Source organism: Salinirubrum litoreum, assembly GCF_020567425.1.
In the GTDB taxonomy this organism is placed as follows: domain Archaea; phylum Halobacteriota; class Halobacteria; order Halobacteriales; family Haloferacaceae; genus Salinirubrum; species Salinirubrum litoreum.
In genome coordinates this window covers 523,050-538,549 of sequence record NZ_JAJCVJ010000002.1, presented here as the reverse complement: position 1 = coordinate 538,549, position 15,500 = coordinate 523,050, and the positions used below count along the sequence as shown (strand labels likewise).

Annotated in this window: 18 protein-coding genes and 1 tRNA gene; 13 read left to right on the top strand and 6 right to left on the bottom strand. The window is 67.4% G+C overall.

What is annotated here, in order from left to right; all coding sequences use genetic code 11:
* Window positions 1-75: 75 nt before the first annotated feature.
* The 3 genes from LI337_RS11375 (at window position 76) to LI337_RS11365 (ending at window position 2,922) form a co-directional block, all read left to right on the top strand.
* A complete protein-coding gene (locus tag LI337_RS11375; RefSeq protein ID WP_227229959.1) occupies window positions 76-366 on the top strand; it encodes a PadR family transcriptional regulator in 291 nt (96 codons plus the stop codon).
* A gap of 114 nt (window positions 367-480) precedes the next feature.
* Window positions 481-2,052 carry a long-chain-fatty-acid--CoA ligase gene (locus LI337_RS11370; RefSeq protein WP_227229958.1) on the top strand — a complete coding sequence of 524 codons (1,572 nt, stop codon included), beginning with the start codon at window positions 481-483 and terminating at the stop codon, window positions 2,050-2,052.
* Window positions 2,053-2,922 carry an enoyl-CoA hydratase/isomerase family protein gene (locus LI337_RS11365; RefSeq protein WP_227229957.1) on the top strand — a complete coding sequence of 290 codons (870 nt, stop codon included), beginning with the start codon at window positions 2,053-2,055 and terminating at the stop codon, window positions 2,920-2,922. It abuts the gene before it with no gap.
* Window positions 2,923-2,941: 19 nt separating this feature from the next.
* On the opposite strand, the gene LI337_RS11360 is transcribed toward LI337_RS11365, so the two are convergent.
* The gene (locus LI337_RS11360; protein WP_227229956.1) at window positions 2,942-3,394 is read right to left on the bottom strand and encodes a hypothetical protein; all 453 of its coding nucleotides are present in this window, start codon (window positions 3,392-3,394) and stop codon (window positions 2,942-2,944) included.
* Between the two features lie 99 nt (window positions 3,395-3,493).
* Here LI337_RS11360 and LI337_RS11355 point away from each other — a divergent pair, with 99 nt between their 5' ends.
* The gene (locus LI337_RS11355) at window positions 3,494-4,213 is read left to right on the top strand and encodes a ThuA domain-containing protein (RefSeq protein ID WP_227229955.1); all 720 of its coding nucleotides are present in this window, start codon (window positions 3,494-3,496) and stop codon (window positions 4,211-4,213) included.
* Between the two features lie 74 nt (window positions 4,214-4,287).
* A complete protein-coding gene (locus LI337_RS11350) occupies window positions 4,288-4,518 on the top strand; it encodes an Rdx family protein (protein WP_227229954.1) in 231 nt (76 codons plus the stop codon).
* 34 nt (window positions 4,519-4,552) lie between these two features.
* Here the strand turns inward: LI337_RS11350 and LI337_RS11345 are convergent, their stop codons facing one another.
* The gene (locus LI337_RS11345) at window positions 4,553-5,569 is read right to left on the bottom strand and encodes an aldo/keto reductase (protein ID WP_227229953.1); all 1,017 of its coding nucleotides are present in this window, start codon (window positions 5,567-5,569) and stop codon (window positions 4,553-4,555) included.
* Window positions 5,570-6,195: 626 nt separating this feature from the next.
* On the bottom strand, window positions 6,196-7,176 hold the full coding sequence (locus LI337_RS11340; protein ID WP_227229952.1) for a DUF8155 domain-containing protein: 981 nt from the start codon (window positions 7,174-7,176) through the stop codon (window positions 6,196-6,198).
* Between the two features lie 53 nt (window positions 7,177-7,229).
* Here LI337_RS11340 and LI337_RS11335 point away from each other — a divergent pair, with 53 nt between their 5' ends.
* From LI337_RS11335 to LI337_RS11305, 7 genes are all read left to right on the top strand, one after another.
* Window positions 7,230-7,904 (top strand): lipoate--protein ligase family protein, encoded by a 675-nt coding sequence (locus LI337_RS11335; RefSeq protein WP_227229951.1) that lies wholly within the window; start codon window positions 7,230-7,232, stop codon window positions 7,902-7,904.
* Window positions 7,905-8,315: 411 nt separating this feature from the next.
* Window positions 8,316-9,332: a glycosyltransferase family 2 protein gene (locus LI337_RS11330; RefSeq protein WP_227229950.1), complete on the top strand. Its 1,017-nt coding sequence runs from the start codon at window positions 8,316-8,318 to the stop codon at window positions 9,330-9,332.
* Between the two features lie 28 nt (window positions 9,333-9,360).
* Window positions 9,361-9,435 (top strand) — tRNA-Val (locus LI337_RS11325).
* A 182-nt stretch (window positions 9,436-9,617) separates the two neighbouring features.
* Complete coding sequence (locus tag LI337_RS11320; protein ID WP_227229949.1) at window positions 9,618-9,911, top strand: hypothetical protein; 294 nt, start codon at window positions 9,618-9,620, stop codon at window positions 9,909-9,911.
* 285 nt (window positions 9,912-10,196) lie between these two features.
* A complete protein-coding gene (locus LI337_RS11315) occupies window positions 10,197-11,486 on the top strand; it encodes a choice-of-anchor L domain-containing protein (RefSeq protein WP_227229948.1) in 1,290 nt (429 codons plus the stop codon).
* A gap of 59 nt (window positions 11,487-11,545) precedes the next feature.
* Window positions 11,546-11,866 (top strand): DUF4234 domain-containing protein, encoded by a 321-nt coding sequence (locus tag LI337_RS11310; RefSeq protein WP_227229947.1) that lies wholly within the window; start codon window positions 11,546-11,548, stop codon window positions 11,864-11,866.
* Between the two features lie 121 nt (window positions 11,867-11,987).
* Window positions 11,988-12,293, top strand: coding sequence for a DUF7577 domain-containing protein (locus tag LI337_RS11305; RefSeq protein ID WP_227229946.1), 306 nt, complete (start codon window positions 11,988-11,990; stop codon window positions 12,291-12,293).
* A 66-nt stretch (window positions 12,294-12,359) separates the two neighbouring features.
* On the opposite strand, the gene LI337_RS11300 is transcribed toward LI337_RS11305, so the two are convergent.
* The gene (locus tag LI337_RS11300; RefSeq protein WP_227229945.1) at window positions 12,360-12,605 is read right to left on the bottom strand and encodes a Sec-independent protein translocase subunit TatA/TatB; all 246 of its coding nucleotides are present in this window, start codon (window positions 12,603-12,605) and stop codon (window positions 12,360-12,362) included.
* A 588-nt stretch (window positions 12,606-13,193) separates the two neighbouring features.
* Entirely contained in the window at window positions 13,194-13,874 is a 681-nt protein-coding gene (locus LI337_RS11295; RefSeq protein ID WP_227229944.1) for a class I SAM-dependent methyltransferase, read from the bottom strand.
* 130 nt (window positions 13,875-14,004) lie between these two features.
* Here LI337_RS11295 and LI337_RS11290 point away from each other — a divergent pair, with 130 nt between their 5' ends.
* On the top strand, window positions 14,005-14,268 hold the full coding sequence (locus LI337_RS11290) for a hypothetical protein (RefSeq protein ID WP_227229943.1): 264 nt from the start codon (window positions 14,005-14,007) through the stop codon (window positions 14,266-14,268).
* 26 nt (window positions 14,269-14,294) lie between these two features.
* Here the strand turns inward: LI337_RS11290 and LI337_RS11285 are convergent, their stop codons facing one another.
* Complete coding sequence (locus LI337_RS11285; RefSeq protein ID WP_227229942.1) at window positions 14,295-15,434, bottom strand: DUF2891 domain-containing protein; 1,140 nt, start codon at window positions 15,432-15,434, stop codon at window positions 14,295-14,297.
* Window positions 15,435-15,500 lie beyond the last annotated feature (66 nt).

Below are 15,500 nucleotides of genomic sequence, written 5' to 3'. Positions count from 1 at the left end.
ACAACCCTCACCGAATATTCGTCGTTGAACGGCCAACGGATTTAACCACAGCGAGAGCTTACAGGTCGATTACCTATGTACGACCTGACAGCATTCCAGCGCGATCTGCTGTACGCAGTGGGGAGTCAGGAAGAACCGCACGGGCTGGCGATCAAAGACGTGTTAGAGGAGTATTACGAGAGCGACATCCACCACGGTCGCCTCTACCCGAACCTCGACGAACTCGTCGAGAAGGGACTCGTCGAGAAGGGCACCATCGACGACCGGACGAACTCCTACACTCTCACGCGGCGTGGTCGCCGGGAACTGGCCGACCGCCGGTCGTGGGAAGAACAACAGATCGAGATCGAAGAAGCGGTCGTCTGATTCTCCGGCTCGTGTCGTCCTCGGTCGCTGTCGCTCGGTCCGTCGGCGAGCGACAGTGAACCCGTCGGCGCGCCAAGACTTTAGCACCCCGCCGCCGTGGGTCCGGCCGGACACATGACAAATCTTGTCACACACGTCGGCGGGACGGCCGACGAGCACCCGGCCGAGACGGCGGTCGCCTACGACGGCCACGAGTTCACCTACCGAGAGCTGTGGGGCCAGATCGGCGCGTTCGCGTCCGGACTGGCCGACCACGGCATCGGCGAGGGGGACCGTGTCGGCGTCTACCTGCCGAACCTCCCGCAGTTCGTCGTCGCGTTCCACGGGACCCTGCGAGCGGGTGGGGTCGTCGTCCCGATGAACCCGCAGTACAAGGCTCGTGAGATCACCCACCTGCTGACCGACAGCGAGGCGTCGGTCGTCGTCACCATCCCGGACCTCGCGCCGGTCGTCGAGGCAGTCCGCGAGGACACCGCAGTCGAGGAGGTCGTGACGGTCGGCGCGGCCGCCGAGACGAGCACCGCGTTCTCCGAGTTCGTCGGCGACCCCGACTTCGAGACGGTCGCTCGGGCGGACGACGACGTGGCGGTTCAGCCGTACACCTCCGGGACCACCGGGCAACCGAAGGGCGTCCGCCTGACCCACGACAACCTCGCGTCGAACGCCGAGATGTCGGCGTCGATCATCCCCGACGGCGTCAGGACCGACGACAAGCAACTCGGCGTGCTCCCCCTCTTTCACATCTACGGGATGACGGTCGTGATGAACGCGACCCTCTTCTCCGGCGGGGCGTACTACCCCCTCCCGACGTGGGACGCCGAGCAGGCGATGGGACTCGTCGAGTCCGAGAACCTGACGCTGATGCACGGCGTGCCCGCGATGTACAACGACGTGATCAACCAACCCGACGCAGAGTCGTTCGATCTCTCGTCACTCCGGCTCTGTGGTGTCGGTGGCTCCGGCATCCCCGTCGAGGTACTCCGGCGGTTCGAGGAGTTGTACGACGTGAACATCTACGAAGGGTACGGACTCACCGAGACCAGTCCCGTCACGCACTTCAACAGCCCCGAGAAGGGTCGCCGGGTCGGCAGTATCGGCAAGCCACTGCCCGGCGTCCACTCGCTGGTCGTGGACGACGACTTCGCGGAGATTCCGCCGGTCGACCGCGGCCCACTCGCCGAGGACGACGCCGAACTGGACGACGTGGTCGGCGAGATCGTCGTCAGCGGGCCGAACGTGATGCAGGGCTACCACGAGCGCCCGGAGGCGAACGCCGAGGTGTTCACCGAACGGGACGGCCGCCGCTGGTTCCACACCGGTGACCTCGGCTATCACGACGAAGACGGCTACTACTACGTCGTGGACCGCGAGAAACACATGATCGTCACCGGCGGGTACAACGTCTACCCGCGCGAGGTCGAGGAACTCCTCTTCGAACACGAGGCGATCGCCGACGCCGCAGTCGTCGGGATTCCGGACGACCGACGCGGCGAGACCGTCAAGGCCTTCGTGGTGCCGGTGCCGGGTGCGGACGTGACAGCCGACGAGATCAGAGAGTTCTGTCTGGCGAACCTCGCCGAGTACAAACACCCCCGCGAGGTCGCGTTCGTCGACGAACTCCCGCGGACGACGACCGGGAAGGTCCAGAAGTTCGAGTTGCGGGCCCGCGAGGAGGGCGACGACTGAATGGCGGACTCCGACGAGCAGTCCACAGACGCCGGCGACGACGCGACCGAGCCACCGGCGACCGAGGAGTACGGCGACGGCGCGGTCCTGCTGGACCGCGACCCCGACGCCGGCGTCGTCACGCTCACGCTCAACCGCCCGGACATGCGCAACGCGCTGACCGCCGACGTGGCAGCGGGCCTGATCGACGCCCTCGACGACCTGGAGGGCGGCGACACCAGGTGCGTCGTCGTTCGCGGTGCGGGCGGGGCGTTCTGTGCCGGCGGCGACGTGAACGCGATGATGGAACTCCAGTCGGGCGACTGGTCGCTGGACGACGCGGTCCGGCACGTCACGCAGAACACGGGTCGGTCGGTCCAGCGCCTCGCGGAGTGTGAGTTCCCGACCGTCGCCCTGTTGGACGGGCCAGCGTTCGGCGCGGGTGCGAACCTCGCCATCGCCTGTGACCTCCAACTCATGAGCCGCGACGCGAAGATGGCGTTCGGCTTCCGGCGGGTCGGCCTCGCGGTCGACTCCGGGACGAGCTATCTCCTGCCTCGGATCGTCGGCGACAACGTGGCGAAGGAACTCGTCTTCACCGGCGAGTCGGTCGAACCGGATCGTGCGAAGGAACTGGGTCTCGTCAACCACGTCTACGACGCCGAGTCGTTCGACGCGGAGGCCCGCGAGGTGATCGACCGCATCGCCGAGGGACCGACGGCCGCGCTCCGCACATCGAAGCGACTCCTCCGGGAGGGGCCGGAGTCGTCGCTCGAGGCGGCGGTCGCAAACGAGGCGTTCGCACAGGCGGCGATGTTCGAGACGGACGACCACACCGAGGGTGTCTACGCGTTCATGGAGAAACGGTCGCCGGAGTTCTCTGGCGAGTAGTCGCCCGCCGGAACCGTTCTCAGTCGTCTCCGTCCGGCGACGCCGGCTTCGTCTCGTCGCCCGTGTCGGCGGACTCGTCGTCGGTGCCGTCCTCGCCCGCCGCGTCGAGGTCGACCGGCGAGTTCGACACGAGCCAGTGTCGGTGGGCGAGGTAGACCGCACCGATCGGCGGGACGATCACCGCGATCAGCGCGTAGGCCCACTTCGCCGGGCCGACTTCGATTCCTTCGACGCCGAGGAAGCGGGTGTCCTGTAAGAGTGCAGCGGCCGCGAGCGGCGCGAGGATCAGCGTGTAGAGACTCTTGACCGTCGCCCAGAGGAACGTCCCCTCGGAGAGCAGTCGATAGTCCAGTGCGAACAGCGCGAGCCACGCGACCGCACTGGCGACGAGGATGGGGAGCCACGGCCCGGACTCGTCGGTCTCGCGGTCTTCGGGGTGCAGGACTGGCTCGTTCCGGAACACGAGAGTCACTTGGGCTACACCGGCTTCAACCCCGCGCCTGCGCGGCGGGTCGGTCCGCAGCGCGGCACGCCCCACGATTACTTGCCGCCCGCCCGCGAGGGCCGACACATGACGACCGTCACCGTCTGGAACGAGTACCGCCACGAACGCGACGACCCGGCAGTCGCCGAGGTCTACCCCGACGGCATCCACGCGGCCGTCGCCGAGGGACTGGAGGCGGCAGGCTTCGACACGCGCACGGCGACGCTCGACGACCCCGAACACGGATTGACCGAGGGTGTGCTCGCCGACACCGACGTACTCACGTGGTGGGGCCACCGCGCCCACGACGAGGTGGCCGACCACGTCGTGGAGCGTGTCACCGACCGCGTGCTGGACGGGATGGGTCTGCTCGTCCTCCACTCGGGCCACTACTCCAAGCCCTTCCAGCAACTGATGGGCACCTCCTGTGCGCTGAAGTGGCGCGAGTCGGGCGAACGGGAGCGTCTGTGGACCGTCGAACCCGGCCACCCCATCGCGGCGGGCCTGCCGGAGTCGTTCGTCGTCCCCGAAGCCGAGATGTACGGCGAGCGGTTCGACGTGCCACAACCGGAGTCGCTGGTCTTCACCTCGTGGTTCGAGGGCGGGGAGGTGTTCCGGTCCGGTTGTTGCTACACGCGTGGCGCGGGCCGGATCTTCTACTTCCGACCGGGCCACGAGACGTACCCGATCTACTACCAGGACGAGATCCGGCAGGTGCTGGCGAACGCGGTTCGGTGGGCGAACCGCGAGGGCGTCGAGGGAGCGCGACCGACGCCGACGTACGCGAACACCGACCCGGTGGAGTAGCACCTCTCACGGCGACCGCGAGCAGAGCGCACCCCCGCCAGAGGTTTATCAGTCAGTGGGCGCAACGCCTGCGTATGACCGACATCGAGATCGAGTACTGCGTGCCGTGTGGCTTTCTCAACCGAGCCGAGGATATCCAACACGCCCTGCTGTCGCAGTTCGGCGGCGATCTGGACAGCGTGGCGCTCGTGACCGGCGACCACGGCGTCCTCCGGGTTGACGCGGACGGGGAGACGGTGTGGGACAAGGCCGACGACGAGTACGACGTCGACGAGATCGTCCGCCGGGTTCGCCAGCACGTCTGAGCGCGCGGAGAGAGAGAGAACGAAGCCCGCCGTGTCAGTGCCCGTAGCGCCGGCCGGACTCGGCGTAGCGCGCGTCGGTGATCCGGTCGTGTTGTTCGTCGGAGAGCGACACGTCACAGGCCGCGAGGTTCTCGTCTAACTGCTCGACGGTTCTGGCACCGATGATCGGGACGCAGGTGAACTCGGACTGGTCCATCAGCCAGCGCAGCGAGACCTGCGCGGGCGTGGCGTCCACCTCGTCGGCGACCGCCCGGATCGCGTCCAGCACGTGCCAGCCGCGCTCCGAGAGGTAGTAGTCCGCGAACACCTCGTCCAGACTCCCGCGTGAGCCGTCGGGTGCCTCCACGACCGTCGGGTCGTCGGGGTCGGCGCGTTCGTACTTCCCGGTGAGGAACCCGCCCGCCAGCGGCGAGTACGGACAGACCGCGACGTCCTGATCGGCGCACACGTCGAGGTAGTCCTTCACGTCCTCGTAGTAGCCCGCGTGAAAGAGGGGTTGGGTCACGTCGAACCGGGCGTAGTCGTGGATCTCGGACTTCCACAGCGCCTTCGTCAGTTGCCACGCGGCCATCGAGGACGCGCCGAGGTAGTTGACCTTGCCCTCCTCGACGAGACCGTTCAGCGTCTGGAGCGTCTCCTCGATGGGCGTGTGCTCGTCCCAGCGGTGGATGTAGTAGAGGTCGAGGTAGTCCGTCCCGAGGCGGTCGAGTGTCCCCTCGATCTGGTTCCGGATGTGCGTCCGGGAGAGCCCCCGGCCGTTCGGGTGTGAGTCGTCGAAGGGGAAGTACACCTTCGAGGTGAGGACGAACTGCTCGCGGTCGTAGTCCTCCAGCCACTCGCCGATGTAGCGCTCGCAGGTCCCGTTCGGGTCGCCGTAGACGTTCGCGCTGTCGATGAAGTTGCCGCCGCGCTCCACGAAGGCGTCGAGCAGTTCGTGGGCTTCCTCGCGGTCGGTTTCGACGACGTCGCCGTGTCGTTTGCCGAAGCGCCACGTCCCGAAGCAGAGTTCGGAGACGCGCGTGCCGGTCGCGCCGAGTTGTCGGTAGTCCATAGCTGGTGTGTCGACGCCCGGCGGCAAAAACGTGGGAGTCCCGGCGAAACGAGGGTGACGCTGGGTCGGCCTGTTCGCTGTGCTCGGGGTTCGTGGGTGCGCTCACGACCGGAGGCTGTGTGTCGATACACCGCGAGACGTGCCAGCGATGCTACTCCAACTGCTGACGACACTGCTACTGCGACCACAGACGACACTGCAACCGCGACCGCCACTGTTGCTAGCGCACGGGCCCGCACCCGCACCGCGACAGCACAGCAGACCGCAACTGCATCCGCGACAGCACCCGCCACCGCACCGCAATCGCGCGAGCCACGAACCTCCCCAGCCGACTGCGTTACTCAGTCGGCGCGCCCACGAGGGGCGCGCCAGTTGCGTTACTCATCCACCGGAAATCTTCGATTTCCGAGCCTTCGTTCGCAGGCTCACGAAGACCTCGCGTGCGCGTCGGAGTCGCGCACGCGCCGACCGCAACGCCAACTTTCCACCACTGCTCGCGTCACGGGACCAGTCAGACGGGCTGGCGCGACCTCCGTGTCGCGCCGACGGTTTCATGTAGGCCATCGCTGATCCGACTGGTTCACCGGGACTCACGCGAGCGCCACCGGGACCACTGCTCGCAGGCGTCAGCCGAGTCGGATCGGATCGTCGCTCGGCTGGATTCCCACCCGAACCGTGTCGCCGGCCGACAGGTCGTGCCCACGGTGGAACACCAGTTTCGCGCCGAAGTCCGCGTCCTGTGCCGCGAACAGCGAGATACCGGTCGCGCGGTGCGTCGCGGTGTCGGTCTCGGCGACGACCGCCACGTCGGCCCAGTCGAGATGCCGGTGTCCCGTGCCGTCGCCGGACTGCTCGCCAGCCACGCAGGTCCCGAGTGGAGTGCCGAGAAACGACACGCTGTCACCGTCCCGGTGGTGGAGTGGCTCCGCCCCGGCCAGCACGCCGCCGCCCGAGTAGTGGGCCAGTCCGCCGTCGAGTGCGACCGACCGTCTCGACTCGTCGGCGTCGGTCCCGAGACCGACGAACCGCTCGCAGGGTGCCGGGTGGGTCGGCGAGTCGAGGAGCGCGTAGGTGTCACCGACCTCTGCGACCGTGCCCGTGCCGTCCCACCGAAGGGGATCGACCGACACGTCGACCGAGAGAGGGAGCGACCCGCCGGCACGCTGGAGATGCTGGTCGGCCCGGCGGAAGCCGAGGTGGACGTGGTTGTCCACCCACGGGCCGAAGAACCCCGAGCGGACCATCGGGCCGAGCGAGTCCCCCGGCACCACCTCGTCGCCCGGTTCGACCCGGGGATCGACGTGGAGGATACGCGCGACGAGGTCGTCGGAGTCGCCGGTGCCGGGACCGCGCCGGTCGGTCTCGACCTGCCCGTCGGCCACGTCGAGGAGGATCAGGTGGTCGTGGTTGACGGCGTAGGGACGATCCGGACAGCGCACGGTCCGGGTCTCGATGACCGTGCCGGCGACCGGCGAGCGGCCCTCGTTCGCCACCGGATCGGGGTAGAGGTCGACCGCGCAGGCCCGGTCGTGGGCCGGGTACGGCGAGTTGTACAGCGAGAAACGACGGTATCGGCGGAGGAGCGACGCGGGCAGGTGGACCGCCATACCGCTCGCTGGGGACGGGCAGGCTTAGGTACGTCGGGACCGGAGCGTCGCCTATGCGAGTCCTCCGGGGGCGAGTGCCCGACCGCGACGCGGACCGGGAGCGGACCGCCGCGATGCTGACCCGGACGGCCGAGACCGGCGAGTCCGCGATCCGGGTCTGGACGCCGGCCCGGGTGGTCGCGTTCGGTCGCCGGGACGCCCGCGCCGAGGGGTACGACCGCGCCCGCGACGCGGCCGAAGCACGGGGGTTCCCGACGGTCGAGCGGAGCGTCGGCGGTCGGGCGGTGGCGTACACGGGGACGACGGTCGCGTTCGCCCACGCGGTCCCGGTCGACGGCCGGGACGGGATCGACGCCCGGTACGACGCCGCGACAGAGACGGTGCTGGATGCCTTGCGTGGACTGGGTGTCGACGCCCGACCCGGCGAACCGCCGGCCTCCTTCTGCCCGGGTGCCCACTCGATCCAGTCCGACGGGAAACTGGTCGGCATCGCCCAGCGCGTCCGTCAGGACGCCGCGCTGGTCTCCGGCATCGTGGTCGTCGCCGACGAGGCGGAGATCGCGGCCGTGTTGACGCCGGTGTACGAGGCGCTGGACGTCGCCTTCGACCCGGCGTCGGTCGGCAGCGTCGCGGGTGCCGGCGGGCCTGCCGATCCGGTGCGCGTGGCGCGGGTCGTCGAGTCGGCGTTCGTGGGTGACCGCGACCACGAGGTACTCGAAGTGGCGTGACCGGTCGGTGTCGAGCGCGGTCGTCGGTAGCAGACGTGGTGGTACTCGAGTCGAGACGCTGACGTGTGCGCCGGTGATCCGGCTCGATCGGTCGCTACGAGAGCGACACGGCTCGGTCTCGCGGTAGAAGTGTCGCCCGGAACACTAACGTCCAGCCTCATCTCCGGGGGCGTCCCGCGTCGGCTGGCTTGCCCTCGTGCCGGGCGGTTCGCGTGCGCCGCGAACGGGCGTCTGTCGCGTGCGTGGGTTCTCCGCGCTGTCATCGCTCCCGTCTGGGACTACTCGGGCGGGGACTTGATGCACGCAGTCGTACCGAGACGCCCACGGCAGTAATCGGTTGCGACTCCGAGACACCGTCTCCGACCGGGTACCGAGTGACTACTTAATATCCGACACGGCCAACTCGGAGCGATGACCGACGATCCGGGTGTATCGGTCGTGCTCGCCACGCTGGGCCACGACCTCGCCGACGTAGAGCGTGCGATTCAGAGCGTCGACGCACAGACGACCGACGCGGAGCTCGAACTGATCCTCGTCGACGGCTCCGAGGACCGTGTGACACAGACGTTCGCCGACCGCGAGTGGAGCAGGATCGACCGCGTCGTGGTCGTCGAGGACCCGGCGACAGGGCTGTCTGCGGCGCGGAACCTCGGCTTCGAGGCCGCCACCTGCGAGTTCGTCGCACTCCACGACGACGACGACGTCTGGTATCCCGAGAAACTCGAACGCCAACTGGCGCTGTTCGACGACCCAGACGTGGGGCTGGTTGCCTGCGGTGTCCGGCGAATCGACACCGACGGCACCGTGGTCTCCTCGTATCGCGCCCGGAACGTCACGGGAGACACCGAAGCGATTCTGCGGGGCGCTCGCGTCGGCCCGAGTCCGACACTGGTGGTTCGGCGGAGCCTGTTTACGGACGCCGGTGTGCGGTTCGACGAGGAGATGCCCTGCTACGAGGACCGCGACTGGTTCATCAGACTCTCACAGCACTGTGAGTTCGACGCGGTGCCGGAACCGCTGGTCGACAAGGGGATGCAGGGTGAGCATCTCTCGAGCAACGCCGACCTCGCACTCCGTGCGTACCCCCGGTTTCTGGCGAAGTACGACTCGCTGGCGGCGTCCTTCGGGACCGCCAGCGCGCTGGAGTTCCGCAGTTCGGTGTACATGCTCGGCGTGAGTGGGTCCTGTAACGCGGGGGAGTACCGGACCGCGAACCGTCTCGCGTGGCAGGCGCTCCGTGCGAACCCGCGCAACACGACGGCGGCGTTCTACTTCCTCGCGACTCTCGGCGGCGGTCCGACGGTCACGCTGGCGAGAGCTCTCAAGCGGACCGTCGTCGACATGTCGGAGGCGTACCGGTCCCGGAGTGACACCCCGACCAGTCGGCCGGGTCTCGGCGAGGATCGGTCTCGACAAAGCAACTCTTAAGTCCAGGCCGGGGGTACCTTCGGGTGTCGGGTTGGTGGTCTAGTCCGGTTATGACGGCTCCTTCACACGGAGCAGGTCGGCAGTTCGAATCTGCCCCAACCCACTCGTTTTCCTACCGTTCCCGAAGGAGACGCGGAGCAGGTCGGCATTCCCGCCGAGCGAAGCGAGGTGGGAAGCAGCGGACGACCGGCGGGAGTCCGCCAGCGTTCGAATCTGCCCCAACCCACTCCGCGTCTTCTCGGGTCGACTCCCCTCGGAGTCGTCTCTCCTGTCTCGATGAAAACGGTGGTCACCGTGTTGTTCGGTCACCGAGCTGTTCTGTTCGCCGTGCTGTTCGGTCACCGTGCCGGTAGCTCCGAGAACCCGACGTATCTCGAGAAGTTCCGACTCTCGCAGTTGAAACACGCTCTCGGTCCGGTCGGTGACGACGACGCCATCACGTTGCCGCAGTGCCGGCAGACGTGCAGGAAGTTTCTGTCCCCCATGACCCTCTCCCAGTTCGACTACGACGGGACGCAGCATAAGCCCTTGTCACAGATTGTCATGCCGGGGCGGCAGCGGCCGAGACACTGCCGGTGACGGGACAGAGATCACTTCGACTCGTGACCGATCGAATGGCCGACAGACACCGCCGTCCGATGCTGTTGTTCGTTTGATCACTATACCTGTCGAATCGATCGACTAACCCGGCGTTACCGGTCGAAAATCCGACCCTTTCGGCGTACTGCGAGCAGGTCACACCGGAGTCTGAGACGAACAGCACGAACGCCGTCTGACACGTCTCCGTGGTCGGGAGCGTGTAAGGTCGACGTTGCAGTGTGGCACGCACTGGATAACTATACACCTGTTGGCGAGTTGTCCCGTGTGACCCGGAATACAAATCGTAGGCGGTTCCTGAAAGGCTGTGCTCTCGGCGTGGGACTCGCCGGTCTCGGTTCCGCGACCGCGTCGGCACAGCAGGCGTCTCTCACGCCCGACGACTTCCTGAACGCGATCGCACGACAGGACTTCATCGACGCGGTCCAGTCGGTCTCCTTCGAGTCCGACCCCTCGCTCGACCAGTACGCCGTCCTCGCTGATCCAGCACAGGGGTTCCCGATCGACGGCGACGACTACGGTGTGTTGAGTAGCGGGGTGGCGGCCGACATCTTCGGCGAGGCGACCGACTTCAGTAGCTTCGGCTACGGAACACCAGCCGAACAGTACCCCGGCGGTGGCCTGCAGGCGTTCGACGTGGCCGAGGTGACGATCGAGTTCACCGTCCCGCCGGGCGTGACCGGCGTGAACTTCGACTACCGGTACGCGACCGAGGAGATCCCCAGCTTCGTCGGCTCGGAGTTCCAGGACTTCTTCACCGCGACCCTCGCCGGCCCGGACGACTACGAGGAACTCATCACGGTCCTCCCGGACGGGACAGACCTCACCGTGGACAACGTCGTCGACTACGCGAACGTCCCCGGTGGCTCGTCGGAGTCGCCGACCCCGCCGTTCCCGGACCCCGACGACACGAAGTTCAACTCGGTGACGCAACTGTTCGCCGCACAGAACGCCGAGTCGTTCGCGGACATGGGACTGACCGGCGAGACACTGACACTCGAACTACGTCTCGGCGACGGAAGCGACTCGATCTACGACACCGCCGCGTTCGTCGACAATCTCACCTTCGGTGCGCCGTCCGGCGAGGAACCGGGCAGCGAGATCGAAGTCGTGGTCCCGTATCAGGTGGACTTCGTGGAAGGCCCGCCGAACCAACAACTCGGCGAGGACGACGACGACTTCTACGGCCGACAGAACCGGTTGATCCAGTACGCCCACGGGAACAAAGACGGGGTCACGAAGCGTGACACCTACATCAACTCGCTCGACGAGTCAGTCCGGGAGTGTGTCAGCTACGACCCGATCCAGGTGAACGGCGACACCGCGCGCGTCGACTTCACCGTCGCGGACGGCTGTGAACTCGAACTCTCGCTCGTCTCGTACACGCTCCCGAACGAGGAGTTCAGCTTCGAGACGGCCGACGAACAGGAACTCGCCGGGTCGACGACGGACACCTTCGGACCGGGCGACTGGACGATTCAGGTGCCGCTCCCGACCGAGACGCAGGAGGTCGACGACGCGGAGTCGCTCGCCGCCGGTCCCTTCGAGTCGATCTGACTCGGCAGTGAGCGGCCGGATGAACACTTTTGTGCCAGTCTTCTGACGACCGAACTGCCATGTCAGCCGACGCTCTCGAAGAGCGAAGTGTCGCAAAGGTGATCGTGTTGTCGTTCGTCACGTTCGGTCTCTACGTGCCGTACTGGTTCCACCAGGTGAACAAACAGCTCAAATCGCATCTCGACGCGAACTTCGACCCGACGATCAGGCTCGTCGGGTTCTTCGTGCCCGTGGTCAACCTCATCGTGCTGTGGAAGCAGTCACAACTCGTCGCGGAGTTCGACAGCGACAGAGGCGCGGGCGTCACGTTCCTCGCGTGGCTGTTCTTCTTCCCGCTCGCACAGGGACTGATCCAGGGGTCGATCAACGAGCAGGCCTGACGCGAGCCAGCACCGCGCAGACCGACCCCGACGCCGTGTCGATCGACACGAGCACTCGGCCCGCCGAATCGGGGACGTTGGCCCCCGTTACATTCTAACGTGTGTGAGCCTACCACGGTGTATGGAGATCGTCTTCCGCCTCGCCGTGGCGGCCCTCGTGATCGTGATGCCGTCGGTGCTGTTCGTCGGATTCTACCGGGGGATGTTGATGTTACGTGACGACCGACTCATCGAACGGGTCTACGACGGCCACCGCCGACGGACGGGTGGGTCGCTCGCACCGGAGGAGTTCGTCCCGGATCGCGCGGCACCGAAGCGCGGGACGCCGAACCTGCCGGGACAGGAGGGCGTACCCTGTCCGGACTGCGGGACGCCGAACCCGCGGGGCGTCACCTACTGTCAGGGCTGTCTGGAGAAACTGGACTAACCACTCGCGGTCCGGACGCGCGGGTGAACGGTCGCGGATCGAGTGCTCTCGTCGAAAATTCGCGGTTCAGGCGCTCGCAGATTCTTTCTCGGTGATCTCCTCGTCGCGTTCGGCCTCGGAGTCACTCACGCCGGCCCGCAGTTCGGTCTCGATCTCTTCTCTGCCGCGCCGGAACTCGCCCATCGCCTGTCCGGTCGACCGTGCGAGTTTGGGGATCTTGTTCGCGCCGAACAGCAGGACGACGACGGCGAGGATGATGAGCAGTTCCGGGCCACCCGGCAGGCCGGGGAACAGGGGAACGATGGTAAACATGGTCGCCCTCACTTGGGGGTGCGGCAGTATCAGTAATCGTACAATACCAAGAACCTTGTGGCCGGTACGGTGACCGTACCGTCGAATTCTGTCGTTTCAGGGCGTGAGATGGGGACTCACTGCGAGCGTATCTGTCGTGATCGTCCCTGGAGAAACTATCGAGAGACTTATTACTCACGACCGAGTAAGTATTTCTGTAGCCATGAACTGGAAACACAAGCGCAACCGAACCAAGGCCGAGGCGAAGAAGAGCGAGACGACGACCGGCACGCGGTGGGACTTCATCGCGGCCGCAGTCGTCGCCGCGTAACCAGGCGTGACAGGCGAGTCACGGCCCTCCGCACTTTTGATTTGACTTCGACCCCGAGTGACGACTGTCCACGGGTGGCTCCGTCCGCGTCCCGAGACGTGTCTCCGTCGCTACCGCGAGTACATCCCTGCCAGTGGCTGGCCTCTCGGCGTCCCGGTACCGACCCGACCCTCGCGGTTCGCACGGCACTCGACCGACGAGTACCGGTGACCGACGAGTACCGGTGACCGACGAGTACCGGTGACCGACGAGTACCGGGAACCCACGCGCCGCCCGGCCTATTCGGGTAGCCGCGCAGCGAAGAACGTCCACGGGTCGTCCGACGATTCCGCCTCGTTCGCCGCGTCCGCGTCGTCGTTCTCACCGACTGCGTCCGCGTCGTCGGACAGCGACTCCGGCAGCCCCCAGCGGTCGGTCACCGCGAACCCGGCCGACAGCAGTTGGCGGTCGGTCGCTTCGGCACCGGCTATCTCCCAGGCCATCCCGGTTCCGCTGTCGAACCAGTCCGGATTCTCCCCGACCCACTCGGTCGTCCCCTCACAGAGGAGCAGTCGGCCGCCGGGGCGGAGGACGCGCGCGAACTCGTCGACGACGGTCTGGTGGTCGGCCAGTGGCACGTGGATCACCGACCAGTAGGCGACCACCGCGTCGAAACTGTCGGCCGCAAACGGCAACGCGGTCATGTCACCCTGCACCCGGTCGGCCGTGGGGGCGTGCTCGCCGGCGAGTCGGAGCTGTTCACCCGAGAAGTCCAGTCCGACCGCGTCGGTCGTCTCGCTTGCACGCGCGAGCACCGGTTGCCCGCCGCCACAGCCCGCGTCGAGCAGCCGCGCGTCCGGTGACAGCGCGCCTAGCACGTCGTCCAGCAGGTCGACTCCCCGCCCGCCGCGTTCGCGCCAGCCATCGTACTGCTCGGCCAGTTCGTCGTACCCTCGCTGGACCGCCTGCTTGTCGACCATCGTCGGCAGGTCACGGCCGGCACGGGAAAACGTTCGGCCGGTGTGTGGTTCGGTCACATCCGACTCTCTCCGGCCGAGTCCATCCGCCGGGACCGACGCGCTGAACCGTCTCCAGTCGAACCTCCGCGGGATGACCGACTCGGGTCCGCCTCGCGAGTCCGTGCCTGCGCCCATCGACGACGACCTGTTCGGCGAGGGCGACGGGCGAGCCACCCCGCTTCCGGCGGGTGTCGACCCCGACCCCGACCCGCGACCGTTCGCCGACCTCGTCGCCGCCGCGATGGTCTACACCGGCGAGGACCGTCCGACGGCGAAACGCTGGGTCGAGGCTCAGCGGAGCCTCGGTCACGCCGACGCGCTCCTGACACATCGACCGTTCGGCCCGGATCGGTGAGGCGGTCGGCCGAGGACGACCCCGACTCACGTCTCGGGGGCGATTCCGCCCGCGTTCCGCGTCAGCAGGTAGCAGACGAACGACGAGAGCCAGTGTGCGCCGGCGTAGTCCTCGGTGAACGCCGCCGCCACCCCCTGTCGCGCGTGACGCTCGGCACACTCTCGGAGGCGGTCGGTGCCGGGCACGCCGGGTGTCGGGCCGTCGAGGTCACCGAGCGTGTCGGCGATGCCGGCGAGACACCACGCCCGCGTGCAGTTCAGCCCGACGAAGTGGAGTTCGACGCCGCCCCCCTCGTCGTCGACCGCGACCGGGTCGAGAAACCCCTCGTGTGCGGCGGTCCCGTCGGTCGACAGGTCGGGGAGGAAGTCGCCGAACCAGTCGGCGAACGCGCGTGAGTCGAGGACGCGCCGGAACAGGTCGGCTTCGGTCAGCGCCGGCGAGACGAAGTCCCACCCGAGCGGTTCGTACTCGACCGGCGCGTCGGTGTCGTCGGCGTAGAAGCGCCGGGCGGTGTCGCAGACTGCCGATTCGAGACCGTCGTCGCCGACGACCCGCGCGTAGTCGAGAACACACGTCAGCGCAAAGGCGGAGTTGCCGTGGGTTCCGACCCGGAAGGCGCGGGACTGGTCGAGGAAGTCGTCGGCGACGAGGTCGACGACTCTGTCTTCGAGCGGTCGGAGCGTGGCCCGCCACGCGTCGGCGGCCGGGTCGTCCCACAGGTGGAGTTCCGCACAGAGTCGGAGCAGCCAGCCCCAGCCGTACGGTCTCTCGAACGTCGGGTTCTCGTCCAAGTACGCGACCTCCGCCGCGACCGCCTCCTCGGAGAGCCGTGCGTCGATGCCGTCTCGAATCGCTGTCGGCGAGCGGGCCGTCTGCTCGTCGGCGTCGGCCGACGCGAGTCGCGACTCGGCGAGGCGGAGCAGGCGGACCAGCGTCCAGTGGCTGTGGACCGCCGAGTGCCAGTCGAAACAGCCGTAGAAGACGGGGTGCTGGTCGGTCGGTCGCGGCGGGCCGTCGGGCGACTCGACAGCGCCGACGTAGTGCGGGTACTCGGTCCCGACGCTCGTCTGTGGGTGGTGTGTGAGTTCCCGGACCTGTGCCGGCGTGAGCCAGTCGGCGTCGCCCGCGAGCAACTGACTCGCGGCGGTGGACGCGAACGGTGACATAGAGGGACGATGAGGGAGACGGCGTTTCGCTCTGTCGGTGGCGTGTGAGGTGTTCCCGTGCGGAAG

Bases quoted from the DNA above. Each gene is read 5' to 3' on its own strand.
- LI337_RS11310 (WP_227229947.1), top strand. From the start codon at position 11,546: ATGTCAGCCGACGCTCTCGAAGAGCGAAGTGTCGCAAAGGTGATCGTG.
- LI337_RS11355 (WP_227229955.1), top strand. From the start codon at position 3,494: ATGACGACCGTCACCGTCTGGAACGAGTACCGCCACGAACGCGACGAC.
- LI337_RS11300 (WP_227229945.1), bottom strand. From the start codon at position 12,605: ATGTTTACCATCGTTCCCCTGTTCCCCGGCCTGCCGGGTGGCCCGGAA.
- LI337_RS11330 (WP_227229950.1), top strand. From the start codon at position 8,316: ATGACCGACGATCCGGGTGTATCGGTCGTGCTCGCCACGCTGGGCCAC.
- LI337_RS11290 (WP_227229943.1), top strand. From the start codon at position 14,005: ATGACCGACTCGGGTCCGCCTCGCGAGTCCGTGCCTGCGCCCATCGAC.
- LI337_RS11345 (WP_227229953.1), bottom strand. From the start codon at position 5,569: ATGGACTACCGACAACTCGGCGCGACCGGCACGCGCGTCTCCGAACTC.
- LI337_RS11335 (WP_227229951.1), top strand. From the start codon at position 7,230: ATGCGAGTCCTCCGGGGGCGAGTGCCCGACCGCGACGCGGACCGGGAG.
- LI337_RS11370 (WP_227229958.1), top strand. From the start codon at position 481: ATGACAAATCTTGTCACACACGTCGGCGGGACGGCCGACGAGCACCCG.
- LI337_RS11350 (WP_227229954.1), top strand. From the start codon at position 4,288: ATGACCGACATCGAGATCGAGTACTGCGTGCCGTGTGGCTTTCTCAAC.
- LI337_RS11365 (WP_227229957.1), top strand. From the start codon at position 2,053: ATGGCGGACTCCGACGAGCAGTCCACAGACGCCGGCGACGACGCGACC.
- LI337_RS11295 (WP_227229944.1), bottom strand. From the start codon at position 13,874: ATGGTCGACAAGCAGGCGGTCCAGCGAGGGTACGACGAACTGGCCGAG.
- LI337_RS11375 (WP_227229959.1), top strand. From the start codon at position 76: ATGTACGACCTGACAGCATTCCAGCGCGATCTGCTGTACGCAGTGGGG.
- LI337_RS11340 (WP_227229952.1), bottom strand. From the start codon at position 7,176: ATGGCGGTCCACCTGCCCGCGTCGCTCCTCCGCCGATACCGTCGTTTC.
- LI337_RS11305 (WP_227229946.1), top strand. From the start codon at position 11,988: ATGGAGATCGTCTTCCGCCTCGCCGTGGCGGCCCTCGTGATCGTGATG.
- LI337_RS11285 (WP_227229942.1), bottom strand. From the start codon at position 15,434: ATGTCACCGTTCGCGTCCACCGCCGCGAGTCAGTTGCTCGCGGGCGAC.